General features: G+C 70.4%; 21 protein-coding genes. 4 read left to right on the top strand and 17 right to left on the bottom strand.

Annotated elements, in window-relative coordinates; translation table 11 throughout:
- Positions 1-27 precede the first annotated feature (27 nt).
- The 7 genes from ACFWBT_RS00685 to katG all read right to left on the bottom strand — a co-directional run bounded on the left by ACFWBT_RS00685 (position 28) and on the right by katG (position 9,401).
- Positions 28-750: an FAD binding domain-containing protein gene (locus tag ACFWBT_RS00685; RefSeq protein WP_385694086.1), complete on the bottom strand. Its 723-nt coding sequence runs from the start codon at positions 748-750 to the stop codon at positions 28-30.
- Between the two features lie 286 nt (positions 751-1,036).
- A complete protein-coding gene (locus tag ACFWBT_RS00680) occupies positions 1,037-1,870 on the bottom strand; it encodes an ABC transporter ATP-binding protein (RefSeq protein WP_385694069.1) in 834 nt (277 codons plus the stop codon).
- A gap of 159 nt (positions 1,871-2,029) precedes the next feature.
- The gene (locus ACFWBT_RS00675) at positions 2,030-2,755 is read right to left on the bottom strand and encodes a hypothetical protein (RefSeq protein ID WP_385694066.1); all 726 of its coding nucleotides are present in this window, start codon (positions 2,753-2,755) and stop codon (positions 2,030-2,032) included.
- 174 nt (positions 2,756-2,929) lie between these two features.
- Complete coding sequence (locus ACFWBT_RS00670) at positions 2,930-3,382, bottom strand: hypothetical protein (protein ID WP_385694064.1); 453 nt, start codon at positions 3,380-3,382, stop codon at positions 2,930-2,932.
- Between the two features lie 208 nt (positions 3,383-3,590).
- Positions 3,591-5,294, bottom strand: coding sequence for a TROVE domain-containing protein (locus ACFWBT_RS00665; protein WP_385694061.1), 1,704 nt, complete (start codon positions 5,292-5,294; stop codon positions 3,591-3,593).
- A gap of 339 nt (positions 5,295-5,633) precedes the next feature.
- A complete protein-coding gene (gene lpdA, locus ACFWBT_RS00660) occupies positions 5,634-7,034 on the bottom strand; it encodes a dihydrolipoyl dehydrogenase (protein ID WP_385694059.1) in 1,401 nt (466 codons plus the stop codon).
- 144 nt (positions 7,035-7,178) lie between these two features.
- The gene (katG, locus tag ACFWBT_RS00655) at positions 7,179-9,401 is read right to left on the bottom strand and encodes a catalase/peroxidase HPI (protein ID WP_385694057.1); all 2,223 of its coding nucleotides are present in this window, start codon (positions 9,399-9,401) and stop codon (positions 7,179-7,181) included.
- Positions 9,402-9,992: 591 nt separating this feature from the next.
- Here katG and ACFWBT_RS00650 point away from each other — a divergent pair.
- Together ACFWBT_RS00650 and ACFWBT_RS00645 are read left to right on the top strand one after the other, a co-directional pair.
- Positions 9,993-10,403 carry a Fur family transcriptional regulator gene (locus ACFWBT_RS00650; protein WP_266754880.1) on the top strand — a complete coding sequence of 137 codons (411 nt, stop codon included), beginning with the start codon at positions 9,993-9,995 and terminating at the stop codon, positions 10,401-10,403.
- A 112-nt stretch (positions 10,404-10,515) separates the two neighbouring features.
- Complete coding sequence (locus ACFWBT_RS00645) at positions 10,516-11,058, top strand: GNAT family N-acetyltransferase (protein WP_385694054.1); 543 nt, start codon at positions 10,516-10,518, stop codon at positions 11,056-11,058.
- 127 nt (positions 11,059-11,185) lie between these two features.
- Here ACFWBT_RS00645 and ligA read toward each other — a convergent pair whose 3' ends face one another.
- On the bottom strand, positions 11,186-13,270 hold the full coding sequence (gene ligA / locus ACFWBT_RS00640; RefSeq protein WP_385694051.1) for an NAD-dependent DNA ligase LigA: 2,085 nt from the start codon (positions 13,268-13,270) through the stop codon (positions 11,186-11,188).
- Between the two features lie 286 nt (positions 13,271-13,556).
- Between ligA and ACFWBT_RS00635 the strand changes: the two genes are divergently transcribed.
- Positions 13,557-13,760: a helix-turn-helix domain-containing protein gene (locus ACFWBT_RS00635; RefSeq protein ID WP_385694049.1), complete on the top strand. Its 204-nt coding sequence runs from the start codon at positions 13,557-13,559 to the stop codon at positions 13,758-13,760.
- A complete protein-coding gene (locus tag ACFWBT_RS00630; protein WP_385694046.1) occupies positions 13,760-14,332 on the top strand; it encodes a helix-turn-helix domain-containing protein in 573 nt (190 codons plus the stop codon). The genes ACFWBT_RS00635 and ACFWBT_RS00630 overlap by 1 nt, the downstream gene beginning before the upstream one ends.
- Before the next feature lie 83 nt (positions 14,333-14,415).
- Here ACFWBT_RS00630 and ACFWBT_RS00625 read toward each other — a convergent pair whose 3' ends face one another.
- The 9 genes from ACFWBT_RS00625 to ACFWBT_RS00585 form a co-directional block, all read right to left on the bottom strand.
- The gene (locus ACFWBT_RS00625) at positions 14,416-14,790 is read right to left on the bottom strand and encodes an ArsR/SmtB family transcription factor (RefSeq protein ID WP_385694084.1); all 375 of its coding nucleotides are present in this window, start codon (positions 14,788-14,790) and stop codon (positions 14,416-14,418) included.
- Between the two features lie 248 nt (positions 14,791-15,038).
- Positions 15,039-15,413, bottom strand: a complete 375-nt coding sequence (locus ACFWBT_RS00620; RefSeq protein ID WP_385694043.1) for a hypothetical protein — start codon at positions 15,411-15,413, stop codon at positions 15,039-15,041.
- 221 nt (positions 15,414-15,634) lie between these two features.
- Positions 15,635-17,638, bottom strand: coding sequence for an acetoacetate--CoA ligase (locus tag ACFWBT_RS00615; RefSeq protein WP_385694041.1), 2,004 nt, complete (start codon positions 17,636-17,638; stop codon positions 15,635-15,637).
- Between the two features lie 29 nt (positions 17,639-17,667).
- Complete coding sequence (locus ACFWBT_RS00610; protein ID WP_385694039.1) at positions 17,668-18,246, bottom strand: RBBP9/YdeN family alpha/beta hydrolase; 579 nt, start codon at positions 18,244-18,246, stop codon at positions 17,668-17,670.
- Positions 18,243-19,529, bottom strand: a complete 1,287-nt coding sequence (locus ACFWBT_RS00605; RefSeq protein WP_385694036.1) for an MFS transporter — start codon at positions 19,527-19,529, stop codon at positions 18,243-18,245. Before ACFWBT_RS00605 ends, ACFWBT_RS00610 begins: the two co-directional genes overlap by 4 nt.
- A 100-nt stretch (positions 19,530-19,629) precedes the next feature.
- A complete protein-coding gene (locus ACFWBT_RS00600) occupies positions 19,630-20,538 on the bottom strand; it encodes a TauD/TfdA dioxygenase family protein (protein WP_385694034.1) in 909 nt (302 codons plus the stop codon).
- Positions 20,539-20,603: 65 nt separating this feature from the next.
- Positions 20,604-21,578, bottom strand: a complete 975-nt coding sequence (locus tag ACFWBT_RS00595) for a quinone oxidoreductase family protein (RefSeq protein WP_385694031.1) — start codon at positions 21,576-21,578, stop codon at positions 20,604-20,606.
- Positions 21,579-21,731: 153 nt separating this feature from the next.
- On the bottom strand, positions 21,732-22,784 hold the full coding sequence (locus ACFWBT_RS00590) for a 3-keto-5-aminohexanoate cleavage protein (RefSeq protein WP_385694030.1): 1,053 nt from the start codon (positions 22,782-22,784) through the stop codon (positions 21,732-21,734).
- Between the two features lie 352 nt (positions 22,785-23,136).
- Positions 23,137-24,138 carry an AraC family transcriptional regulator gene (locus tag ACFWBT_RS00585; RefSeq protein ID WP_385694028.1) on the bottom strand — a complete coding sequence of 334 codons (1,002 nt, stop codon included), beginning with the start codon at positions 24,136-24,138 and terminating at the stop codon, positions 23,137-23,139.
- Positions 24,139-24,276: the final 138 nt, after the last annotated feature.

The raw sequence follows: 24,276 nt of genomic DNA, 5'->3' as shown, positions 1-24,276 counted from the left end.
GATGTGTATAAGAGACAGACGGAGCTCCTAGTCGTCGGCGGGGCGCGCCAGAAGATCCGTGACGTGCCGGCCGACCGCATCCCATGCCGTGGCCGGAAGCCGGCCGAGGGAACCGTCGCGCAGCGCCCGGAGATCCTGTTCGGCGTCGGTGTGGCACACGGTGCTGTCGCTGAACACCTCTTCGTCCTCGCGGACGGCGACGCGCAGGAGGCGCTGTCCGTCGTCCGCGGTGTGCACGGCGGCGGAGATCACGAGCGGCGGCGGCCCGCCGGCCTCGCCCGCGGCCTTGTGGTAGCTGCTGGCGATCGGTTCGCGCCAGCGCAGGCTCAGCAGCAGGTGACGCTTGGCCAGCACCTCGGCCAGGTCGGTCTCGTTCACGCCCTCCGGTTCCAGGATCACCGCGCGGGCGTCCAGGACGAGCGCCGCGGGCAGCAGGCAACGCAGCGTGCTGCCGACGATGTTGCCCCCGACCGTGGCTGTCCGGCGCACGGCTCCGGTCCCCACGGTGGCGGCCGCCCGGCGCATCACCTCGGGCACACGGTCGTCTATGCGATTCAGCACCACCGCGGCGCCGAGGGCCTCGCGCCCGATCGCGTTGGCTTCCGGGAGGTCGCGCAGCGACATCGCGTGGTCGGGGAAACCGTCACGTTGCCAGGTGGCCCACACCAGCGTGGCGCCACCGATCGGAACCGCTCCCTGGGCCATGCACTCCTGTGCTTCGGACACGGACGTGGGCAGACGCAACAGCACGGCAGCCGACCTGCTTTCCTGGTACTTGGCGGCGGGGGTACGCGGTGTCTCGGCCACATGACCGTCGACAGGCGCATTTTCGCCGTACAGACGCGGGCGCGTACAGGGCGCATCCCTTCGACCGGTGCGCCCCGCACGTGGATCCGTCCACGACGGGACCTTCCCCTGGGGCCCGCACCGATCGTCCGGGCTCGTCGAGCGGCAGCCGCGCGATCCTTCCCGGCGCCGCCGCCCGCCTGGTCGCGCCGCTGCCCGCCGCGTCACGTCATCTTGTCCGCGACGCCCCTCAACTGGCTTTGTGACGACCGGAGTAGGCCGCCCAGCGGCCATGGTTCCGGACCACGGTGATGCGGCGCCCGAAGCAGCTGGTCATCCAGGAATCGGTCAGGGTGGCGTCGACGGGACCGCGCGCGAGGATGCGCCCCTCGCGCAGGAGCAGGGTGTGGCTGACGGCCGGGGACAGCTCCTCCAGGTGGTGGGTGACCGTCACGGTGGCCAGCTCCGGGCGGCGCTCCGCCAGCTGTTGCATGGCTTCGACGAGATCCTCGCGGGAGGGCAGGTCGAGGGCGTTGAACGGCTCGTCGAGCAGCAACAGGGCCGGCTCGGCCATGAGCGCCCTGGCGATCAGGACGCGGGCCCGCTGCCCGCCCGAGCAGACGCCGTACGGCCGGTCGGCCAGCTCCTTGATGTCCAGCTCGGCCAGCAGCTCGTGGCCCCGCCGGCGCACCTGGGCGTCGTACTTCCGCCACAGTGGCTGCACGGTGCCGGTGTGACCCGTCAGGACGACGGTGTGCGCGTCGATGTCCTGCGGAACGCGCTGGGCCGTGCTCACATGGCCGATCCGGGCGCGCAGTTCGCGCACGTCGACCCGGCCGAGCCGGAAACCGAGCACCTCGACGCTCCCCGTCGTGGGATGCATCAGCGCGCCCAGCAGCCGCAACAGGGTTGTCTTGCCCGCGCCGTTGGCTCCCAGGACGGCCCAGTGCTCACCGGCCCGCACCGTCCAGTCGATCTCCGAGAGGATCGCCTGGCCGCTCGTGCGACGGTGGACGCTCACATCGCGGAGCGCGACCACCGCGCCCCCGTCACGGTCGGTTCCCTCGGTCGCCACCTCGGCCATGTCCGGGCTCCCCTCGATCGATCGGCTTACCCGGCACATTAGATGCGGTGAGCATCTTGTTGCCCGGGTGTCCGCGTCATGGACGGCGAGGTGAGGGCTCGAGCACCGAGGGGACGCTTGGACCGGGTGGCCCCGAGACCGGCCCCCGCTGCGCGAGGGTCACCGCAGGATGGCAGGTGAGCCGAACACGGTGGTCCAGCGACGGGCGAGCACCGCGTTCTCCCGGGGCGCGAGCAGTTCGGGGGCTCCGAGCGCCAGCGCGGCTGCGTACGCCGCACCAACGGCCTGCAGCCAGGCCGGATCGCTGAGCACCTCGACCCCGTCTTCCTCATCCCGACCGAACAACTGCGGGCCCACCCGGTGAGCGGCCTCAGTGACTACCTTGTTGAGAGTCGTCAGGGCGCATCCGACCGGGGAACCGGTGTGGTGGTGGTCCCGCGACCAGCGAGCCCACAGTGTTCGTGTCAGAGGCTCTTCGCCGTCGTCCGACAGCGCGGCAAGGGCATCGACCTGGGCGCCGGTCAGCGTTCGCGTCTGGGCGATCACCCATTCCACGGCGTCCCCGTGAGGCCCGGCGACCAGCCATGCGGGCACCTGCTCCATGACCGTGAAGGCCCGGCAGCGCAACCACCTGTGGCTCGGTAGCGGCCGCATCGGTTCGGGATCGGCCACGCGCCACAGGCTGGACGGCCACAGCGTGACATCGGTGGCGATCTCGTTCACCATCAGTCCTTCGTCGCCGACCGGTTGTCGGTCCGCCGGTCGCACGGTACGGCGCTCACGAGCAGCGAACAGCTTGTCGGGGACGAAGGACACGCGCGCCCCGGGCACAGGCTCCGGCTCGCCGTAAAAATGTTCGGCGTCGTACAGGGCGAAGAAGGACACGCCGCCACCGTACGTACCCCGACGCAGCGGCCGCCCCGACTTTACGGAGCGTCGAGACGGAGCCGCTGGTCACACTCCGCCCCCGGACCAGGATCACGCTCCAGTACTGAGGGTAGTCGGGGTCGGTGGCATGCAGGACGGGTCGGCCCCGACCACCTGCATCGCAGGCTCTGGTCAGTGGCCGCCGCTCGGGGGCTCGCAGTTGCTGCCGTCGGGGTAGCCGCCGAAGGCATCCGCCGTGGTGGAGCCGCTGCTCATCGTGCCCTCCACACACCAGGGAGAGACGCCGATGTCGATGAGGAAGCCGACCCCGGCGGACCCGTTCTGGTAGGCCTGTACCTTCTCGGCGGAGTAGCCGAGACCGGTGAGCGCGTCGCGGACGCTGTCCGGGGCGAAGTCGCCACGTCGGCGCAGCGGTTCGAGTGCATCCTTGACGCGTCCGACGACGGTCAGCCCGTCGCAGCGGTTCTGGCCGTGGAGCGGAAGGGGAACCCTGAAGCCGTGGTTCTCGGCGTAGTGGTCGGCCGGCGACTCGGTTGAGCCGGGTGTGGCGGCGGCCGTGGACCCCGTCGGCTCGGGACTCTCGCCCGGACAGGTGAAGTCCACGGGTGTGCTCGGCGTCGCCATGCCGGTCGGCGTTGGATACGAACTCCGGTATGCGTCGGCGGCATCCCCCGCCCGCTGCGTTCCGCACCCTGTCGCCGACAGGACCAACACCGCTGATGTCAGCATCCCGAGCCGGACTCTCATCTTCCTTGGCGTCGTCATTCCCTGATCCTTTCCCGCAGCTCGGCGGGCGTCATGAGTACTTCTACTCATGACCGCACCATCGCAGTCAGCCGTCGATGGCAAACCCCGGCGATCGGTGCGTGGGAGGCGTCGTGGTCGTCGGCGCCGCACCGGGCATCGGCACGGTGTCGGACGGAGGCACTACGACCCCTGCCGGTTCGGCCGTCCACGGCCACGCGGCCTCGCGGCCGGCTTCGATGAGGCCGACCATCCGGAACGCGGCGTCCGTGAGGCCGCCGAAGGTGTGCCGGTGGGGGCCCGTCGGGCCGTGGGCGGGCCGGTATCCCGCGAGGTTCCAGGTGTAGACCGGGATGTCGAGCGGGACCGGCTGGGCCGGGCCCCCGGCGCAGCGGCAGGGGGCGGCCTGCTCGTCGGTGACGATCAGGACCCGGTCGTGCCCCCGGTAATGGGTCCGCACCGCCTCCGCGGTGTGGGTGCCGCCCAGATCGTGGAACCGTTTCAGCACCTCGACCACCGGCTCGCCCGCCTCCCACGGCACCTGCGCGCTGCTCGATCCGAACTCCACCAGATCCGCCTGCTCGGCGCGCATGGCCAGCGCGGTGCCGAACACGGCCGCCGCGTCCGCCCGGGTCAGCTTGGAACGCTCGGAGACGGTGTCGTAGAACATCGAGCCGGACCGGTCCACCAGAATCAGGGTCCGGCCGGGCAGCGGCGGTACGTTGGCCAGGGAGTGGGCCAGTGCCTGTTCCAGTGCGGCAGCCCAGCGCTGCGACGGTGCGTGCTGGTGGGCGGCCAGGTAGCGGAAGGGGAACTGCCGGGACCGGGCCACCTCGGAGGCATCCGAGAGCCGGGCGGCGACCTGGGCCGCGACGTCGTCCGAGACTCCCGCCTCGTCGAAGTTCCGCAGGTTCCGCAGGAGCGCCATCGGCGCCATCGTGGGGATCATGGCTTCCCAGACAGCGGCGTCCATCGGTCCGTGGAGCCAACCCGCCAGCGCCTCCCACGTCATGCCCGCCGCGGCCAGCCGCTCGGAGCCGCCCGGCCCGGTCACCAAGGCGCGCCGCTCGTCCGCGGGCGCTTCCATCAAGGTCCGGTGGGCGGTCAGCAGCCGGTCGGAGAACGGCGGAACCGCCTGTTCCGGGTGGTGGCGGCGGTCCAGGGCGTACCGGAAGAGCGCACCCTGCCAGGGCTTGTCCGGGTCGGGGGAGGCGTGCACCAGGTTGAGCACGTCGCCGAAGCGCAGACCCTTGGACGCGGTGTCGTACTTGAGCAGGGACCGAGACGAGTACAGACGGCGTACGCCGTCGGCGATGCCCCGCTTCACCGGCTGCGGCACGTTCCGCCCGTACGCCGAGATCCAGTGGGCGAGCAGTTCGCCGGGCTCGTCGGCGCGCTGGAGCACCGAGGCGATCACGGACCGGTTGGACGGGCCCCCGGACTCCCCGGCCCCGAGCCGGGCCCGCACGTACGCGGCGGCGCCCACCAGGGACGCCGTGCGCATGTTGCCCTCGCCGCGAAGCCAGCGCAGCAGTCCGGCCGTCCACTCGGGGTCCTGGAGAGCGAGTTCACCGACCAGGCGGGCGTACCGGTCGTCCCGCTCCGCACCGCTCTCGTAAAAGGTGCGCTGGGAGACGAAGTTGCCGACCGCGAGCAGGAAGAGTTCCTCGCGGGGTTCCCGGACGAAGGCCTGGCCGCCCTCGTAGGTGCGGAAGTCCGGCGTGCACTCGTGGCCGAGCCGTGGTGGGGACAGGGTGCGGGCGGTGGCCGAGATGTGCGGGGCCACGAGCATCGCGGACCAGATCTTGGAGACGCGCGGGGTGTGACGAGGCAGCGAATCCCCCCGGATTCAAAGGACTGGACGGCCCCGGCCAAAACGTCGACGGGGCGAAGACGCCCCGACGGGGCGAACGCGGCCGCGCCTGCCGAGATCAAAGGTGGCGGCGGCGTTACTTGGTTTTCGGAAGGAAGTAGCCGCAGCCGAGCGCATCGGAGGCGCGGTCGCGATCCCAACGTACAAGCGCCATCGGGTCGCACACCAGCGATTTATTACTCCAGCAGCACTTCGCCGCCGCACCCCCTCCTGGCTCGCTACGCTGCAGGTCGGAAGGGGCGCGGCGGCATTCGTTCGTCACATGTTGATCATGTGGCCGGCCAGTCCGTGGATGGCCTCCTTGACCGCCTCGCCGAGCGTCGGGTGTCCGTGTACATTGCGCGCCACCTCGTGGACCGTCAGGTCCCACTGCTGGGCGAGCGTCAACTCCGGGAGCAGCTCGGTCACTTCGGGGCCGATCAAGTGGGCGCCGAGGAGTTCGCCGTGCCGCGCGTCGCTGAGGATCTTGACGAAACCCGCGGTCTCGCCCAGGCCGTGGGCCTTGCCGTTTGCGGTGAACGGGAACTTCGCCACCTGGACGTCGAAGCCCTTCTCGCGGGCCTGCGCCTCGGTCCAGCCGAAGCTGGCGATCTGCGGCTGGCAGTAGGTCGCCCGCGGGATCATGACGTAGTCGAGTTCCATCGTCTCCGCGTCGGCGATCGTCTCGGCCGCCACGATGCCCATCGACTCGGCCGCGTGGGCGAGCATCAGCTTCGCCGTCACGTCGCCGATGGCGTAGATGTGCGGCACGCTCGTACGGCAGCGGGCGTCGATGTCGATCGCCCCGCGGTCGGTGAGCTTCACACCGGTGTTCTCCAGGCCGTAGCCCTGCACGCGCGGCTGGAACCCGATCGCCTGCAACACCTTGCCGGCCTCCAGCGTCTGGCGCTGGCCGCCCGTGGTCACCATGACCTTGACCGCGTCCCCGGAGTCGTCGATCGCCTCGACGCGGGTGGACGTCAGCACATTGATGCCGAGCCGCTTGTAGCGGCGGGCCAGCTCCGCGGAGACCTCCTCGTCCTCCAACGGCACGATCCGGTCGAGGAATTCGACGAGGGTGACGTCGACTCCGTAGTTGTGGAGCACGTAGGCGAACTCGACACCGATGGCACCCGCGCCCGCGATGATGATGCTGTCCGGAAGCGTGTCCGACAGGATCTGCTCCTCGTACGTCACCACGCGCTCGCTCAGTGAGGTTCCGGGGAGCAGCTTGGTGGTGGCGCCGGCGGCGATGACGCAGTGGTCGAACGTCACCGTTTCCGTGCCGCCGTCGGACAGGGCGACCTGGAGTGTGTGGTCGTCGCCGAAGGTTCCGCGGCCGGTGTACTGGGTGATCTTGTTCTTCTTCATCAGGTAGTGGACGCCCTTGACCCGTCCGTCCGCCACCTTGCGACTGCGGGTGAAGGCCGCGTCGTAGTCGAAGGTCACCTCACCGTCCACCCGGATGCCGAAGGTCTTGGCCTCCTGGGTGAAGATGTGCGCGAGCTCCGCGTTGCGCAGCAGCGCCTTCGACGGGATGCACCCGACGTTCAGGCACACACCGCCCCAGTACTTCTCCTCGACGATCGCCGTGCTGAGTCCGAGTTGGGCGGCTCTGATGGCCGCGACATATCCACCCGGGCCGGCGCCCAGGACCACCACGTCAAAGTGTGCGCTCATGGCGGCCAGCCTAGAACGCCACGCCGCCGCAGCACTGATCCCGCAGGTCGGCCGGGCCGTGGCCCGGAGGCGAGGGCCCGTTCTCGCCGAAGGCGTCCGGGTCTGTCCCGCTGGGGGACCGGCCCGGACGCCTGGCGCCGGATGTCAGACGAGGTCGAACCGGTCGAGGTTCATGACCTTGTCCCAGGCGGCGACGAAGTCCTTCACGAACTTCGCCTGCGCGTCGTCGCTCGCGTAGACCTCGGCGAGCGCGCGCAGCTCGGAGTTCGAGCCGAAGACGAGGTCGGCACGCGTGCCGGTCCACTTGACCTCGCCGGTGGCGTCGTCGCGGCCCTCGAAGGTGGTCGCGTCCTCGGACGTCGCCTTCCACGTCGTGCCCAGGTCGAGCAGGTTGACGAAGAAGTCGTTCGTCAACCTGCCGGGGGTCCCGGTGAGGACACCGTGCGAGGACTGCTGGTGGTTCGCGCCCAGGGCACGCAGACCGCCGACGAGGACCGTCAGCTCCGGGGCGCTCAGGGTCAGCAGGTTCGCCCGGTCGAGCAGCAGGTACTCGGCCGGCAGCCGGTTGCCCTTGCCCAGGTAGTTGCGGAAGCCGTCCGCCCTCGGCTCCAGCGCGGCGAAGGACTCCGCGTCGGTCTGCTCGTCCGTCGCGTCGACGCGGCCCGGGGTGAAGGGCACCTGGACGTCGTGACCGGCGTCCTTGGCGGCCTTCTCGACGGCGGCGACGCCGCCGAGGACGATCAGGTCGGCCAGCGAGACGTTCTTGGCGCCGGCGTTGAACTCGCGCTGGATGCCCTCCAGGGTGCGCAGCACCGCCGCGAGCTGGTCGGGGTCGTTGGCCTCCCAGCCGCGCTGCGGCTCCAGACGGATGCGGGCGCCGTTGGCACCGCCGCGCTTGTCGCTGCCGCGGAACGTCGAGGCCGACGCCCACGCGGTGAAGGCCAGCTGCGAGACGGTCAGGTCCGAGTCCAGGATCTTCGCCTTGAGGGCGGTGACGTCCTCGGCTCCGATGACCTCGCCCTCCGCCTCCGGCAGCGGGTCCTGCCACACCAGGGTCTCCTCCGGGACCTCCGGCCCGAGGTAGAGCGACTTCGGGCCCATGTCGCGGTGGGTCAGCTTGTACCAGGCGCGGGCGAAGGCGTCCGCGAACTCCGCGGGGTTCTCGTGGAAGCGGCGGGAGATCGGCTCGTAGATCGGGTCGAAGCGCAGCGACAGGTCCGTCGTGAGCATCGAGGGAGCGATCTTCTTCGAGGCGTCGTGGGCGTGCGGGACGGTGCCCTCGCCCGCGCCGTCCTTCGGCTTCCACTGGTTGGCGCCCGCGGGGCTCTGGGTCAGCTCCCACTCGTAACCGAAGAGGTTGTCGAAGAAGCCGTTGCTCCACTGGGTGGGCGAGGTGGTCCAGGTGACCTCCAGGCCGGAGGTGATGGCGTCCGCGCCCTTGCCCGTGCCGTACGTGTTCTTCCAGCCCAGGCCCTGCGCCTCGATCGGGGCGGCCTCGGGGTCGTCGCCGACGCTCTCCGCCGGGCCCGCGCCGTGGGTCTTGCCGAAGGTGTGACCGCCCGCGATCAGGGCGACCGTCTCCTCGTCGTTCATCGCCATCCGGCGGAACGTCTCACGGATGTCGCGGGCCGCGGCGATCGGGTCCGGGTTGCCGTTCGGGCCCTCCGGGTTCACGTAGATGAGACCCATCTGCACGGCGCCGAGCGGGTTCTCCAGCTCACGGTCGCCGGTGTAGCGCTGGTCGTCGAGCCAGGTGGTCTCGGGACCCCAGTAGACGTCCTCCTCGGACTCCCAGACGTCCGCACGGCCGCCGGCGAAGCCGAAGGTGTCGAAGCCCATCTGCTCCAGGGCGACGTTGCCGGTGAGGATCATGAGGTCGGCCCAGGAAAGGCTCTGGCCGTACTTCTTCTTGACGGGCCACAGCAGACGGCGGGCCTTGTCGAGGTTGCCGTTGTCCGGCCAGCTGTTGAGGGGGGCGAAGCGCTGCTGCCCGGCACCGGCGCCGCCGCGGCCGTCGCTGATGCGGTAGGTGCCCGCGCTGTGCCACGCCATGCGGATCATGAAGGGGCCGTAGTTGCCGAAGTCGGCCGGCCACCAGTCCTGCGAGGTAGTGAGCACCTCGGCGATGTCCCGCTTCACGGCCGGGAGGTCGAGGGACTTGAAGGCCTCGGCGTAGTCGAAGTCCTCACCGAGCGGGTTGGCCACGGCGGGATTCTTGGCAAGGATCTTCAGATTGAGCCGCTCCGGCCACCACTGGCGGTTTCCGCCGCCCTGGGTCGGGTGCGGGGCGCGATCGTGCGCTACCGGGCAACCACCTCCGGCCTCCGTTTTTGAGTCTGTGACGATCGCATCATGGTTCTCAGACATGGGAATCCTTCCGGACGGGCGGATCTCGGTGCTCAGAGACTGCGGGTGGTGGAACAGCCGGGGCGGGGCCCCGGTGGCCGGCCCCCGGACCGTCGACGGAGTCGACGGGGAGGCCGTGGTGTTCGGACGGGAACGGACAGGGGGCGTCTCCGGCCGCACACCCGGGGCGAGGACGCTGTACACCGCTCGCACCGGACCGGCTGGACCGGTCCGATGCGGGGTACGAGTCTCGCCACGCTGAGCGGACGGAGGGCCGTATGCGACGTGAAGGGAGATGCGGCGCCGGGCCGGCGTACCCCGGATGCGCTCGCCTCGTCGCCGAGGCGGCCCCGGGTCCCGCGAGGGCCCCGAGCAGCGTGTCACGGGCGGCCGTCACGCGCAGGCCGGCGCCGCGCAGTTCCACGGCGGTGGTCCCGACATGTCTGTGTCTCCTGCCCGTACTGGAGTCTTCCTGTCCCTTGGCTAGTGCCAAAACCGATCCTACGATGGACAGAGTCCAAGTCAAGAAGGACGCCAAACCCATATCCGATCGGACCCGGATGCGCACCGATAAACTGCGGGCTCCCACCGAACCTGAAAAGGTGAACCCATATGAGTGACCTGCTGGAGCGACTGCGAGGACGTGGCTGGCGGATGACCTCCCAGCGGCGTGTCGTTGCGGAGGTCCTCGACGGCGACCATGTGCATCTCACGGCCGACGAGGTGCACGCCCGCGCGGCCGAGCGGCTGCCCGAGATCTCCCGGGCGACCGTCTACAACGCCCTGGGGGAGCTGGTCTCCCTCGGCGAGGTCATCGAGGTCTCCACCGACGGCCGCGCCAAGCGCTACGACCCCAATGCCCACCACCCTCACCAGCATCTGGTGTGCTCCCGCTGCGGCACCGTCCGGGACGTCCACCCCACCGGCAACCCGCTGGCCGACCTTCCGGCGACGGAACGATTCGGTTTCACGGTGGCCGCCGTCGAGGTCACCTACCGGGGCCTGTGCCCTTCGTGCGCCTAGGGCGGTCCGGACCTGCCCGGCGGCCCACAGGCCCACCGGACTCGTCCGTGATCCGTCCGGTGGTGCGCGGCCCCGTGGCGGCGGCGCGCCCGGTCGTGCCTAAGCTTCCGCCGTGAACTACACCACACAGGGCATACGCATCAGGCCCGGAAGCCTGGCCGACGCACCGGCGATTCTGGACATGCTCGACGCCGCGGTGGTCTGGATGAACGACCGCGGCAACACCGAGCAGTGGGGCACGACCCCGTATTCGCGGACGTCGGGCGGGGTGGAGCGGGTCCATCGGTACACGACCGAGAACGCCCCCTACATCGCGGAGTCGGACGGAACACCCGTCGGAGCCCTGGTGCTGGACTCGGGCCCCAGCCCGCACGTGCCGATCAAGCCCGCCGGGGAACCCGAGCGGTACGTCCGGCTGCTGGTGTCGGACCGACGACAGGCCGGTCGGGGCATCGGGGCGGCGCTGCTGGAGCATGCCGCCGAGGAGACCCGGCGCGCGGGCGTCGCACTGCTGCGGGTCGACTGCTGGGCGGGCGGCGGGGGCGAACTGGTCGCGTACTACGAGCGCAACGGCTTCACTCCCACCGACCGATTCCTGTCCGGGACCTGGCCGGGACAGGTACTGGCCCGAAGGGTCGGCCCACCGCGGGGCTAGGCCGGTCCGCGGAGGCCTCTCGGGCTCCGGCCGGGCGCCGTGCCCTCCCGGGCACGGCTCCATTGCGATATCGGCCGGACGACCTTCTCGTCCGACCCTCTTACGAGACGCCGGCCGGGGTCTCGCCTCAGGTGAGGTAGTCGGCGACCAGCGTGGCGAACTCCTCCGGTGCGGCGAGTCTGATCCCGAGGGTCTCCGCCTTGGCGCGCTTGGACCCCGCACCTTCTCCGGCGACGACCAGGGTGGTCTTCTTCGACACGCTGGAGGAGGAACGCCCACCGGCGCGTTCGATGAGTTCGTTCATCTGGTTGCGGCTGAGCCGCTCCAGTGCGCCGGTCATCGCGCCGGTGACCACCACCGTCATCCCGGACAGCGGTCCGCCGACCGTCTCGTCGCCCTCCGCCTCCGGGTCGGCCTCACCGGCCGGGGCGGGCGGAGTGGCACCGGGCTCGGTCATGTTGACCCCGGCGGCGGCGAGTCTGTCGATGAGCGGGGCGAGTTCGGCCAGCTCGGCGACGATCGACGGGGCCTTCTCCGTGCCGATGCCGTCGACCTGCTGCATCGTTTCGGCATCCGCCGCGCGCACCTGATCCATGGTGGCGAAGTACCGGGCGATGCGCCGGGACATGGAACGGCCGGTGCCTCGGACACCGAGCGCGCACAGCACCCGCGACAGCGGCTGACCCTTGGCCGCCTCGATCGCCGCGAGGAGGTTGTCGGTGCTGGTCGCGCCCATGCGCTCCAGACCGAGGAGCTGCTCGCGGGTCAGGGTGAACAGGTCGGCGAGATCGGCGACCAGACCGGCCTCGACGAGTTGCACGACCCGTGTGTGACCGAGGCCCTCGATGTCGAGCTGGTCGCGGCCGGCGGCGTACGAGAGCGCGGCGACCAGGTGGCAGTTGCGGCCCTGCTCACAGCGCCAGCGCTGCTCGCTGGTGTCGATGGCGGATCCGCAGTTCGGGCACGCCTCGGGGAAGACGATGGGCCGCTCCTCGCCGGTGCGCAGATGGGCGACGGGCGCTTCGATACGGGGGATGACGTCGCCGGCGCGGTGGACCATCACATGGTCGCCCAGCCGCAGATCGCGACGCGTGATGTCCGCCGGGTTGTGCAGGGTGGCGTACGTGATGGTCGAGCCGTCGATCTCGACCGGCTCCAGCACGGCGCGCGGGGCGATGATGCCCGTACGGCCCACGTTCCACTCGACCTCCAGCAGCCGGGTGATCTTCTCGACGGCCGGGAGCTTGTAGGCGATCGCCCAGCGCGGCGCGCGTGAACCGGACCCGGCGGCCCGCTGGTCGGCGGCCAGGTCGGCCTTGACGACGATTCCGTCGATCCCGAACGGCAGCTCGGGGCGCAGCGCCGCGATCTCCTGGACACGCACCAGAACCTGCTCGGCGGTCGCCGCGGTGATGCCGGGCACGGCGGTGGTGGCGGTGGTGTGCACGCCCAGCTCGGCGGCCCGCGCCATGAGATCGCTGTGCGCGAGCTCGCCCAGCAGGGCCGCCGAATCGGCCTCCGTACCGGGCACCGACAGGAGGCCGTAGGCGAAGAAGGTCATCGGAACGGTGTAGGCACGGTCCTTGGCGCGCAGGGTGCCCGCCGCAGCGTTGCGCGGGTTCGCGAAGGGCTGCCCGCCGTGAGCGGTGCGCACCTCGTTGGCGTGCTCGAACTGGGCGGTCGTCATGAGGACTTCGCCGCGCACCTCCAGGGTGACCGGCTCGGCGAGCTCGCGGGGAAGGCCCTCGATCGTGCCGATCGCGTGCGAGACGTCCTCACCGGCCGTCCCGTCCCCGCGGGTGACCAGCTGCGTGAGCCGCCCCTGGCTGTAGCGAGCGGCGATGGCCAGGCCGTCGAGTTTCGGCTCGACGCTGAACCGCTCCACCTCGTGGCCGATCCGCCGGGCCACCGACGCCGTCCAGGCGGTGAACTCCTCCGGCGAGAAGACATTGTCCAGGCTCAGCATCGCCACCGTGTGCGGGACGTCCCCCTCGACGGCGCCGCCCGCGACCTTCCCGGTCGGCGAGTCCGGCAGCACCTGATCGGGATGCTCGGCCTCCCATGCGGCGATGCCGCGCACCAGCCGGTCGTAGGCGTCGTCGTCCAGCACCGATGTGCCGCCCTCGTAATAGGCGGTCGATGCCTTCAAAGCGTCCTCGACCGCCTGCGCGTAGGCGACGGCATCCACGATCACTGCAACTGGTGTTGTCATACCCGCCATCCTGCCTGGCACCACTGACAACGCCCTCCCGCCACGTGGCGGGACCCGCGGCGCCCCGGAGCGGCCACCGCCGGCACGCCCGGTTCGACGCCCCGCACAGCGGATTCGTGTCTCTTAAGACCCGTACTTGGGACGATGCGGGCAACAGCGTCAACCTGGAGGTGACACGGGCCCACGGCTTGAAGTAGACCTTGGCGGAACCTGAATTCGGGCAGGCCCCGGGCTTTCGCAGCCCGGGGCCGTCCGGCGTCACCCGCCGACTTCAAGGGAGTGGCCCATGCTCGCCGCGCTCGGTCTCGGTCCGGCCGAGGAGGAGATCTACCGCCTCCTCGTGGCTCGTGGACGGGTCACCGTCCATGAACTGGCCGCCGACGGTGGCCGCCCCGAGCCCGAGGTGCGTGAGGTCCTCACCGCTCTGTCCGGGCGCGGCATCGTCGTCACCGAGGCGATCGACGGTCCGCCCGGCACGAGGTGCGGTTGATGATGGTGCCCGAACTCTCCGTCGTCCCGCGCAGCGCCAACGCCGCGGAGCGGGCCGGAGTCCGCCGTGGCGTGCTCTACCGGACGATCCTGCACCGGGAGGCGCTGACCGAGCCCGGCATGGTGGCCCAGGTCCTCGCGGACCTGGCGGCCGGACAGCGGATCGGGATCGCCGACGCCGTTCCGGTCAAACTCATCATCGCGGACCGTGAGCTGGCGATGCTGCCCTTGTTCCGAGGCGGCAACACCGCGGCGGCCTCGGTGCTGGTGCACGCCGGAGGGCTGCTGGAGGCGCTGGTCGCCTACTTCGAGCTGGCCTGGGAGCAGGCTTATCCGTTGTCGCCCCGTACGACGGGCGACCGCCTCGTCGAGGAACGCCCGGACGCCATGGACGAGTTCGACGCCCGGATGCTCGGCCTTGTCCTCGCGGGACTCACCGACCAGGCGGTCGGTGCCCGCCTCGGCGTCTCCCGCCGCACCGTGCAGCGGCGCATCGGTGAACTCATGGCGCGGGCCGGCGCGGAGAGCCGCATCCAGCTCGGCTGGCACGCCGCGCGAAAGGGCTGGGCCTGACGGGTCGCCGCGTGAGCGCCCGCGGCGGGATGCCCGGGTCGCAGGGCCAGGAGCGGGCTGCGGGGCCGCGTGCCGGGCGGGTGTCAGTGGCCCCGGACGGCGGGTGAGGGGCGCGCGGACCGCGTGACGACGAGGTCCGGTTCGCGCGGACCGGGAGGCAGGCCGGGGCCGATGTCGGCCTGACGCAGTTCGGCCAGCAACTCGGTCTGGCCGGAGAGCAGTTCGGTGAGGATGCGGCGGGCGGCGCGCAGCAGTTCGGCGACATCGCCGCCGGCCAGCGCGTAGCTGACGGTGGAGCCCTCGCGGATGGACACCACGATCCCCGAGCGGCGGAGTACGGCCAGTTGCTGGGAGAGGTTGGAGGGTTCGATCTCGATCTCGCTCAGCAGGTCGCGCACGGAGACGGGTCCGCTCTGCAGCAGTTCCAGGACCCGGATGCGGACGGGGTGTCCGAGCATGCGGAAGAACTCGGCCTTGGCCTGGTAGAGGGGAACCTGCCTGGTCAATCGTTCGCTCCCTGCCGCATGGGACGGGCTGTTGCTCCAGCTGGTGCGGGTGGCCGTCTGCCCGCAGCCGCGAGCGGTGCCCTGGGACCGATCCTCGCCGCTCCACCTCCGCACGCCCACGGGATTGACTTGATCTGGATGTACCCAATTGAAGAAGTCTTCAAGTCGTGGGCATGCGAAGGCGCGGAGAAGCCGGCTGTCTACACCTCTAGTTCGGCTTCGATGCGTCCGAGCTGATGGCGGGCCATGGCCAGGTTGGACGTCGCCTTGTTGAGCACGAGGTACAAGAACAACCCGTTGCCGTTACGGCTTTTGAGCGGCCGGATGACGTGGTACTGGCTTTCGAGCGTGATCAGTACGTCCTCGATCTTGCTCTTGAGCCCGAGGTGCTCCATGGTGCGCACCTTGGCCCGGATCACGTCGGTGTTGCCCGCCGCGGCGACATTCAGGTCGAGGTCTTTGCCGCCCCCCAGCGTGCCCAGCGCCATGCCGCTCGTGTAGTCGACGAGGGCGGCGCCCATCGCGCCCTCGATGGACGTCATCGTCTCCTTGAGGGAGATCTCCACATTTGCCATACCGATTGTCTCCTCCTGGTCACCGCGCGGGCTGAGGGTCTCCAGCCCGGTCGGTGATCCGGACCCTACGGACCGTCCAGGGCGGGCGGCCGAGTTGTTTCGGGACTGGCGGAAGGAGCGTCGAAATGCCTTCTGCGGACGCTGAATTGATCGCCGTTGTCCGGCCGATGATCACAGATGTCACCCTGAGGCGAAGGGCCCGATTCCGTGAGGGTGGTGGCTCACCCGACGGCCGAAGGCCCCGAACTCGCCTTGCCCGCGGCGAAGTTCGCGAACCACGTCAGCATCTCCGGATGGGTGATGGACCCTTCGCTGCTGACGTCGGAGCTGCGGGCGCCCTGGAGGATGCGCTTGACCGGCACCTCGAGCTTCTTGCCGGTGAGGGTGCGCGGGACGGCGGGGATGGGCACGATCAGGTCGGGGACATGGCGTGGGGACAGCCGGCTCCTGATGGCCGTGGTGATCCGTCGGCGCAGGCCGTCGTCGAGCGAAGTGCCCTGGGCGGGGACGACGAACAGCGGCATGAAGTAGCCGCCGTCCGACTGTTCCACGCCGATGACGAGGCTGTCGGCGACCTCGGGGAGCTGGTCGACGACCGCGTAGATGTCGGCGGATCCCATGCGGACGCCCGACCGGTTCAGGGTGGAGTCGGAGCGGCCCGCGACGACGACCGACAGGTCGGTGTCGATCGTGACCCAGTCCCCGTGCCGCCAGACCCCGGGATAGGTCTCGAAGTAGCTGGCCCGGTAGCGGGCGCCGTCGGCGTCGCCGACGAAGCGCAGCGGCATGGACGGCAGCGGCGCGGTCACCACCAACTCGCCCTGCTCGCCCGTCAGGGGGTGTCCCTGAGCATCCCAGGAGGCCAGGGCGACGCCGAGTGCGGGGGCCTGGATGCGGCCCACGCGGACGGGCAGCAGCGGGGTGCTCCCCGCGAGGACCGAGCAGACGTCCGTACCACCGCAGATGGACTGGAGCCGCACTCCGGGCGCCAGCCGGTCGTGGACCCAGCGCCAGGTGCTGGGCGGCAGCGTCGACCCGGTCTGCAGGACGGTGCGCAGCCTGTCGAGTCCGAACATGTCCGCGGGACGCGAGTCCGCCTTCTCCCCGGCGGTGAGATACGCGGCGCCCAGGCCGACCACGGTCGCGCCGGTCCACTCGGCGATCCGCCATGCGCCGTCGATGTCGGGAAAGGTCGGGCTGCCGTCGTACAGGATGACCGTGCTGCCGTGCAGCAGCCCGCCGACCAGGAAGTTCCACACCATCCAGCTGGTGGACGTGAGGAAGAGATAGCGGTCGTCGGCGCGCAGGTCGACGCCCAGTCCCAGTGCCTTGAGCAGCTCGACCACGATGCCGCCGTGCCCCTGGACGATCCCCTTCGGTATCCCCGTGGTCCCCGACGACCACAGGATCCACAACGGGTGGTCGAAGGGCACGTCGGCGAACTCCAGCGGCTCCCCGGCCGCCGGCAGCGCGGACCAGGCGTGCTGTTCGACGTCGGGCCGCCCCGACCACGGCTCGGTCGGGGCCGCGAAGAGGCTGTCGACGGCGAGGATGTGGCGGACGGTGGGCAGGCCGTCGGCGAGTTCGGCGACCTCCGGGCGCTTGTCGTAGGTCTTGCCGCCGTAGCGGTATCCGTCCGCGGCCACGAGGACCGTCGGCCGTGCCTGGCGGAGCCGGGCGAGCACGCTGGGCGTGCCGAAGTCGGGGGAGCAGGCCGTCCACACGGCCCCGACGGCGGCCGTGGCCAGCAGTGCCACCACGGTCTGCGGGAGGTTGGGGAGGTATCCCGCCACACAGTCGCCGGGCTCCACGCCCATGCGGCGCAGGGCCGCCGCGACGTCCGCGACCCGGCGGCGCAGCTCGTGCCAGGAGATGTCCTCGGGGGTGCCGCCCTCGGTCAGGGCGACGAGCGCGGGGCGGGCGTCCGTGGCCTGCGCGAAGCAGCGTTCGGCGAAGTTCAGCCGGGCTCCGGGAAACCATACGGCGCCTGGCATCGACGCCCCGCCCAGCACCTCGTCGTAGTCGGTGACCGCGTCCAGCCCGTAGAACTCCCACACCGCGGACCAGAATCCCGCCAGGTCGGTGGAGCTCCACCGCCACAGCTCGTCGTAGCCGGAGAAGTGGAGCCCCCGTTCCTCGCTCACCCACTCCATGAAGCAGGCGACGTTGGAGTCCTCCAACTCACGGCGACCGGGGGACCACAGCAGGTCGGTGTCGGTGTTCATCGGTTGCCTTCCTGGGCTGGACGCGGCGTTCAGCCGGTTTCTACTTCGCGGAGCAGCTCTTCCGCGCGCGGCCACGGGCCGTATCCGGAAGCGGGGTTGAGATGGCCGACCTCGCCGAGGTCCACGAGCCGGCCGCCCCAGTCGCGGGCCAGCGCGGTGACCCGCTCGACCGTGCCGAGGGGGTCGTTCGTGCTGGCCGCGACGATGCTGGGGAAGGGCAGTGGTGTCCGGGGCACCGGGGTCCAGCCGTTCTCGCCGAGCACCTCGGGGGTCGGGTACCCCTCGGGCAACGGCGTGTCGAAGTCCGGCGGAGTCACGAGCAGCGCTCCCCGCACCTGTGCCGTACTCCCGTGGGCCCAGTGGACGGTGGTGATCACACCGGCGCTGTGCGCGACGAGGACGACGGGTCCCTCGATCTCCGAGACCACCTTGTCGAGCGCCGCCACACGGGCCTCGCGGCTCAGGGCGTCCTGGGTGAGCGGTGGGACGGTGCGGACGGTGCGCCCGGCCTCGGCCAGCCGTTCCGCCAGGCGGGTCTGCCAGTGGTCCGCGACGTGATCGCGCAGTCCGGGGACGATCACGATCACCGGGTCGGTGGTGGCGCTCACGCGGACACCACCGCGTCCTCCGGCTCTGCGGCCGGCACGGGTCCGCTCGTCAGACGGCGCAGATCACGCTCGTAGAAGTGGCGGCCGATCAGGAAGGCGACGGTGGCGGCGAGCGCCGTGAACGGGATGACCCGCAGGGCGCCGAGCAGACCCATGTTGTCGGCGAGGGTGCCGGTCAGGGCCGGTCCGGGAGCCAGCCCGAGCAGGCTGTTGGCCAGCGTCAGGGTGGCGAAGGCCGTGGCGGAGATGGACGCGGGGGTCAGGTTGGCCACCATGGCGCTCGCGGGACCGGCCGTTCCGGCCGACAGCAGGGCCCCGGCCGCCAGCGCCGCGAGCTGGAGCGGTCCGGTCGGCAGCTGGAAGGCGGCCAGGAGCAGGACGAGGGAGCCGATGCTGCACGCGATGGCCACCGCCCACTTCCGGATGGGGAAGGCCCGGCTGATGCGGTCCGAGGCGATGCCGCCGACGATCATGCCGATGCCGATGACGAGGATGAAGACTCCGGCGGTCGCGCCCGCCTTGGCGGTGGGCATGTCGTAGTAGCGGTTGAAGTAGCTGGGCAGCCAGGCCATCAGGGAGGCGGCGATGAAGAGCTGGAGACCGCTGCCGACGTAGGCGCTGATCACCGAGACGGAGGAGAACAGCCGGGGCAGCAGGGCGCGCAGCCGGCCGGGTGGCCCGGGATCGGTCTCGGTGTCGGTGGAGCCGGCCTTCGGTGTCAGCTTCTTGTCGGTGACGACGAGTCCGTAGACCCCGGCCAGTACCAGTCCGAAGATCCCCATGACGCCGAACGCCCAGCGCCAGCCGAGGTGTTCGGCGACGGCGCCGCCGATCGACACACCCAGGACCGATCCGAAGGCGCCGCCCGCGATGAAGGCGCCGGAGAGGGTGGCGCGCAGGCCGATCGGGAAGATGCTCAGGACGACGGCGATACCGACGCTTCCGTACGCCGCCTCACCGATACCGACGAACAGGCGGCCGACGAACATCTGGTCGTAGCTCGCGGACACCGCGCAGCCGAGGGTCGCCACGCTCCACATCGACGCGGCGAGCAGCAGGCTCTTCACCCGGCCCCAGCGGTCGGCCATCAGCGACATCGGGAAGGTGAGCAGGCCGACCATGAGGGCGACGACGCCGCTGAGCGAGCCGAGCTTGGCGTCCGTGAGCAGCCACTCGCTCTTGAGCATGGGGAAGACGGCGTTGAGCACCTGCCGGGACATGTAGTCGGACAGCAGCAGGCCGAAACTGAGGGCGAAGACCACCCAGGCATAACGTCGGGTCACAGGCCATCCGGACGAGGCGGTCGTGTCCGTCTCGGGGATGGATCCAGCAGTGGTGTGCAACTCCATTGTCATCACCTCACGCGCTGTTGGGGGAAGGGTTCTAGAACGGTCTGTCGCCGACGATCCCGGCGCGCTCCATCCGGCGGACGGCGGGCCCGTAGTCCTGCACGGCGTAGTGCTGGGTGGAGCGGTTGTCCCAGATGGCGACACTGTTCGGGGTCCAGCGCCAGCGCACCTGGTACTCCGGGATCGCGGCCTGACCGATCAGGTAGTTGAGCAGGAGGCTCGCGCCGGGGGCGAAGTCCTGCCCGAACCGCACGTTCTCGGGCGTGTGGTAGTTCACGAAGTGGGTGGTGAACGCGTTGACGAAGAGGATCTCCTCGCCCGTCTCCGGGTGGACGCGGACCACCGGGTGCTCGGCGTCCGGGAACTGCGCCTTGAGGGCGTGCCGCTTCTCCTGCGGCATGACCGCGCCGAACGTGGCCTCGATGCTGTGCCGGGCCCGCAGTCCCCGTACGGCGGTCCGGATGTTCTCCGGCAGCCGACGGTAGGCCTCGGCCATGTTGACCCAGATCGTGTCCCCGCCGACCGGGGGACCTTCGACACACCGCAGTACGGCGCCCATGGACGGGTTCTCGCGCCAGGTGCCGTCGGTGTGCAGGGCGTTCTCGTAGTGCTCCGCCGGGCTGTCCAGGTCCTTGTAGATCCGCACCAGGCCGGGGTGGTCGGGGTCGCTGCCGGCCACCGGGTGGTCCTCCAGCGCTCCGAAGCGTTCGGCGAAGGCGACGTGTTCGGCACGCGTGATGTCCTGGTCCCGCAGGAACAGCACCTTGTACTGGAGCAGCAGCGCCCGGATCTCGTCGAACAGGTCGTCGTCGCGTGAGGCGTCGCCGAGGTTCACGCCGGAGAGTTCCGCGCCGATGCTGCAGGTCAGGGGTTCGACCCTGATCGAGCCACGGGTGTGGGCGCGGACCGGCGCGCCCTCGGGGGGAGCGAGCGTGTGTTCCATGGTGCTTCCTCCTGGAGAGAGTGGAGTTGACCGCGGGGAGGGCTGGGCTCGGGGGAGGGGTGGGCTCAGAGGACGAAGACGGACGATCCGGTGGTCTGTCCCGCCTCCAGTTCGCGGTGCGCCCGGGCGGCGTCCTCGAGCGCGTACCGCTGGTTGACCTCGATGGTGATGCGGCCGGAGGTGACGTGGTCGAAGAGTTCGCCCGCGAGCTCCGCCCGTTCCACGGGGTCCGCGATGTAGTCGGCGAGCGCGGGCCGGGTGACGAACAGCGAGCCCCCGACGGCGAGTTGCATGGCGTCGATGGGCGGGACGGGGCCGGAGGCCGTGCCGAAGCAGACCAGCAGGCCGCGGCGCCGCAGCGAGGCGAGCGAGGCGGCGTAGGTGGTCTTGCCGATGCTGTCGAAGGCCACCGGGACCCCGGCACCGTCGGTGAGTTCGCGTACCCGCTCGGCCACGTTCTCGGACCGGTAGTGGATGACGTGGTCGCAGCCGTGGGCGCGGGCCAGTTCGGCCTTCTCCTCGGTGGAGACGGTGCCGATGACGTTCAGTCCGAGCAGCTTGGCCCACTGGCTGACGATGAGTCCGACGCCGCCCGCCGCCGCGGTCAGCAGGATCGTGTCACCCGCCTTGAGGGGGTGAATCCTGCGGAGCAGGTACGCGGAGGTCAGACCGCGCATGGTCATCGCGGCCGCCGTCTCGAAACCGATGCCGTCCGGCAGCCGGATCAGGGAGTCGGCCGGCATGACCCGCTCGGTGCTGTAGGCCCCGAGCGGACTTCCGGTGTACGTGACCCGGTCCCCCTCGGTGACCTGGGTGACGCCCTCGCCCACCGCCTCGACCACGCCCGCGGCCTCGACACCCAGTCCGGCGGGCAGCGCCGCGGGGTAGAGCCCGGTGCGGAAGTAGGTGTCGGCGAAGTTGAGTCCGACGGCGTGGTGGCGGATCCGGACCTCACCGGGGCCGGGGTCGCCGACGACGACCTCCTCCCAGCGCAGGACCTCGGGACCGCCGGTCTCCTTGAATCGAATGGCGTGAGCCACAGGAGTGCTCCGTTGTTGGTGTCAGATGAAGGGGGGAGGAAGGGCCGCCGGAGCCGGGGGGTATGGCCCCGGCGGCCTCGTGGCGCGACGAGCGCGGCGGCGGCACCTGGTCGGACAGCGACCGGAGGGTCGGCGTGGCTGTCCGCTGCTCGGTCAGGCGTCGCGCAGCATGAAGCCGCGCTGACCGGGACGGCGGTTCGGCACCATGCCGAGGTGGGCCAGCGTCTCGTCGGCACCCGAGTAGGTCTCGCCGAGCTTGTAGATCTTCCGGGCCTCCGCGCCGGTCGCGATGTCACGGCCGAGCGCCTCGGAGATCTGCACCATCTGCTCGACCTGCTCGACGCTGGACATGCGCTCGCCCTTGCGCCGCCACAGGTTGTCCTCGTTGCCCACCCGGACGTGCACGCCGAGCGCGATGCCGATCGCGTTCATGGGTGCCACGGCGCGCATGGAGCTCTCGATGGTCAGGACGGCGCCGTCGGGGGCGCGACGGACGAACTCGATGAGGTCGGCCGGGTGGCGGCCCGCGAAACCGCCGCCGATCGCCACGTAGTTGAGGACCAGCGGGCCCGTGTGGATACCGGCCCGGATGAGCCGTTCGACGGTCTCGAGCTGGGCCAGGGTGGCGAGCTGGAAGTGCGGCTGGATGCCGCTCGCGGCCAGACGCTTGAGGTGCTCCAGGTAGAAGTCGGGGCCCGCCTCGACGACCATGTCGCGGTACGCCTTGTAGTAATCGGGCTTCGCGATCGACGTGCCCTCCAGATCGTCGTCGTTCATGATCTCGACGATGTTCATCTGGCTGGTGTTGATCGCGATCGTCACCTGGTCCGGCGCGGGGTCCAGGTCGGCCAGCATGTGGCGGGTGTCGTAGCTCAGCCACTTCGCCTCACCGCCCTCACCCTCCGGGGCGAAGGAGATCGAGCCGCCCACCTGCAGCACCATGTCCGGCACGGCCTCACGCAGCCGGCCCATGAGCTCGTTGAACTTGGACATCCGCTTGGAGCCCTTGCCGTCGAGCTCGCGTACGTGGATGTGGAGCACGGTGGCGCCGGCGTTGTAGCAGTCGACGGCCGCCTGCACGTGCTCGTCCATCGTCAGAGGAAGGTCGTCGGCATCTCCGGGAAGCCATTCCGGCCCGTACGGAGCGGCCTGGATGACCAGTTTTTCCTGGTTCTCGGGGAAGAGCGAGTCGTCGTGGAAGTGCACGGTCCGTCTCCTTCGTCGGATCGGTGATCACTCGCCGGGGGCATCGCCGCGCGCTGCGCGGGCCTGGGATGTCCGGCGGGGATCGATGCGGGTCACCGGTGACAGCGGGCGCAGGTGGCCCGCTGCGGTCGGCCTTCCGGAGGAAGCGCGGGGGAGTGTGCGGGCCCTCCGGCGGCCGACCGCGTCTTCTGTGCGGTGGTGCAAAGGTAGGGCCGGGCTCAGGGGGTGTGCTTGCCGTCAAGGGACAGATGATTTGTCATTTGGGGACATCGGTCGGGTGGCGCACCGAACGGGCTGGTGCTCGGCCCGATTACCCGTCCCGTCCGTCTCGGCAGTCCCTTTAGGGGAGTTGCTACGGGGATTTGCTGCCGCGCCACGCCTTCGGACTGCAGCCGAACTGCTCGCGGAACCAGCGTGAGAACCCGCTCAGCGACGAGAACCCCAGCAGGTCGGAGATCTCCGTCAGCGAGCGCCGCGGGTTCGCGACGAACTGCTCCGCGAGATGGCGGCGTGTGGCGTTGAGGAGCGAGGAGAACGTCTCGCCCGAGGCGGCGAGATGCCGGTGGACGGTGCGCCGGTCGACGCCGAGACTGCGCGCGACCTGCTCGATCGAACAGCGCCCGGTCGGCAGCAGGACCTCGATCAGCTCGCGCACCTGGTCCGCGGCGGTGGTGTCCTTGGGGACGGCGATCGCGTCGAAGTACTGGCGGGCGTACTCGCGCAGCAGCGGGTCGGCCATGGCGTTGGGCGCGTCCAGGTCATCGGCGTAGAAGACGATGCCGTCGATCTCGCGGTCGAACTCCACGATGGGCCCGAACGCGCGCCGGTGCGCCGCGGTGTCCGACGGCGCGGAATGCCGGAACCACACGGAGAGCGGCTGCCAGCGGGTGTGCAGGAAGTCGCTCAGGATGCGGTGGTAGGCGGCGACGGCCAGTTCCGTCGCCTGCCGGGACTCCATCGGCTCGCCGAGCCGCAGATCCACCTTCAGTGTGGCCAGGCCGTCCCCCTCGGACAGCCGGGTGTGCAGCACCTCGTTGTACATGTACTGATGGCGGATCAGCAGTTCCAGCGCGCTGCGTACGTCGGGCTCCTCGCGGACGACCAGACTGATCGGGCCGAGATTGGAGAAGCGGCGGAACTCCGCCAGCAGCACCCCGAAGTCCTCGTGACCGGACTCGGCCGCCGACAGTTCCATCACCTGGACGGCGGCCGTCCCCGAGATCCACCGGTCCTGGACGGTGAGGGCCGCGGTGTCCAGGCCCACCCGCTTCAGGAGCGCCTGCGGATCGATGCCGAGGGAGCGGCACAGCTCGACATAGCCGCTCAGTGCGGCGGTGCGGACCAGAGGTCTCATGGGCGTGCTCCAGCAATGTCCCGAAAAGCCAAGTCTCCTGTCCCGCCATGACAAGCATGGTGGTGGTCGAGGAACCTAGCATGACGCCGTTCACCGGCCGGGCCTGCTGATGGCGGCCGCTCACCGGCCGGTGAACAC

It is taken from the genome of Streptomyces sp. NPDC060027, assembly GCF_042737005.1.
In the GTDB taxonomy this organism is placed as follows: domain Bacteria; phylum Actinomycetota; class Actinomycetes; order Streptomycetales; family Streptomycetaceae; genus Streptomyces.
This window is presented reverse-complemented; position numbering and strand designations above follow the sequence as displayed.

What these genes read in the sequence shown, in the direction of transcription:
- ACFWBT_RS00630 (WP_385694046.1), top strand. Translation starts at nt 13,760, where the DNA reads ATGATGGTGCCCGAACTCTCCGTCGTCCCGCGCAGCGCCAACGCCGCG.
- lpdA (WP_385694059.1), bottom strand. Translation starts at nt 7,034, where the DNA reads ATGAGCGCACACTTTGACGTGGTGGTCCTGGGCGCCGGCCCGGGTGGA.
- ACFWBT_RS00635 (WP_385694049.1), top strand. Translation starts at nt 13,557, where the DNA reads ATGCTCGCCGCGCTCGGTCTCGGTCCGGCCGAGGAGGAGATCTACCGC.
- ACFWBT_RS00625 (WP_385694084.1), bottom strand. Translation starts at nt 14,790, where the DNA reads ATGCTCGGACACCCCGTCCGCATCCGGGTCCTGGAACTGCTGCAGAGC.
- ACFWBT_RS00650 (WP_266754880.1), top strand. Translation starts at nt 9,993, where the DNA reads ATGAGTGACCTGCTGGAGCGACTGCGAGGACGTGGCTGGCGGATGACC.
- ACFWBT_RS00615 (WP_385694041.1), bottom strand. Translation starts at nt 17,638, where the DNA reads ATGAACACCGACACCGACCTGCTGTGGTCCCCCGGTCGCCGTGAGTTG.
- ACFWBT_RS00680 (WP_385694069.1), bottom strand. Translation starts at nt 1,870, where the DNA reads ATGGCCGAGGTGGCGACCGAGGGAACCGACCGTGACGGGGGCGCGGTG.
- ACFWBT_RS00620 (WP_385694043.1), bottom strand. Translation starts at nt 15,413, where the DNA reads ATGGCAAATGTGGAGATCTCCCTCAAGGAGACGATGACGTCCATCGAG.
- ACFWBT_RS00665 (WP_385694061.1), bottom strand. Translation starts at nt 5,294, where the DNA reads ATGCTCGTGGCCCCGCACATCTCGGCCACCGCCCGCACCCTGTCCCCA.
- ACFWBT_RS00670 (WP_385694064.1), bottom strand. Translation starts at nt 3,382, where the DNA reads ATGGCGACGCCGAGCACACCCGTGGACTTCACCTGTCCGGGCGAGAGT.
- ligA (WP_385694051.1), bottom strand. Translation starts at nt 13,270, where the DNA reads ATGACAACACCAGTTGCAGTGATCGTGGATGCCGTCGCCTACGCGCAG.
- katG (WP_385694057.1), bottom strand. Translation starts at nt 9,401, where the DNA reads ATGTCTGAGAACCATGATGCGATCGTCACAGACTCAAAAACGGAGGCC.
- ACFWBT_RS00585 (WP_385694028.1), bottom strand. Translation starts at nt 24,138, where the DNA reads ATGAGACCTCTGGTCCGCACCGCCGCACTGAGCGGCTATGTCGAGCTG.
- ACFWBT_RS00600 (WP_385694034.1), bottom strand. Translation starts at nt 20,538, where the DNA reads ATGGAACACACGCTCGCTCCCCCCGAGGGCGCGCCGGTCCGCGCCCAC.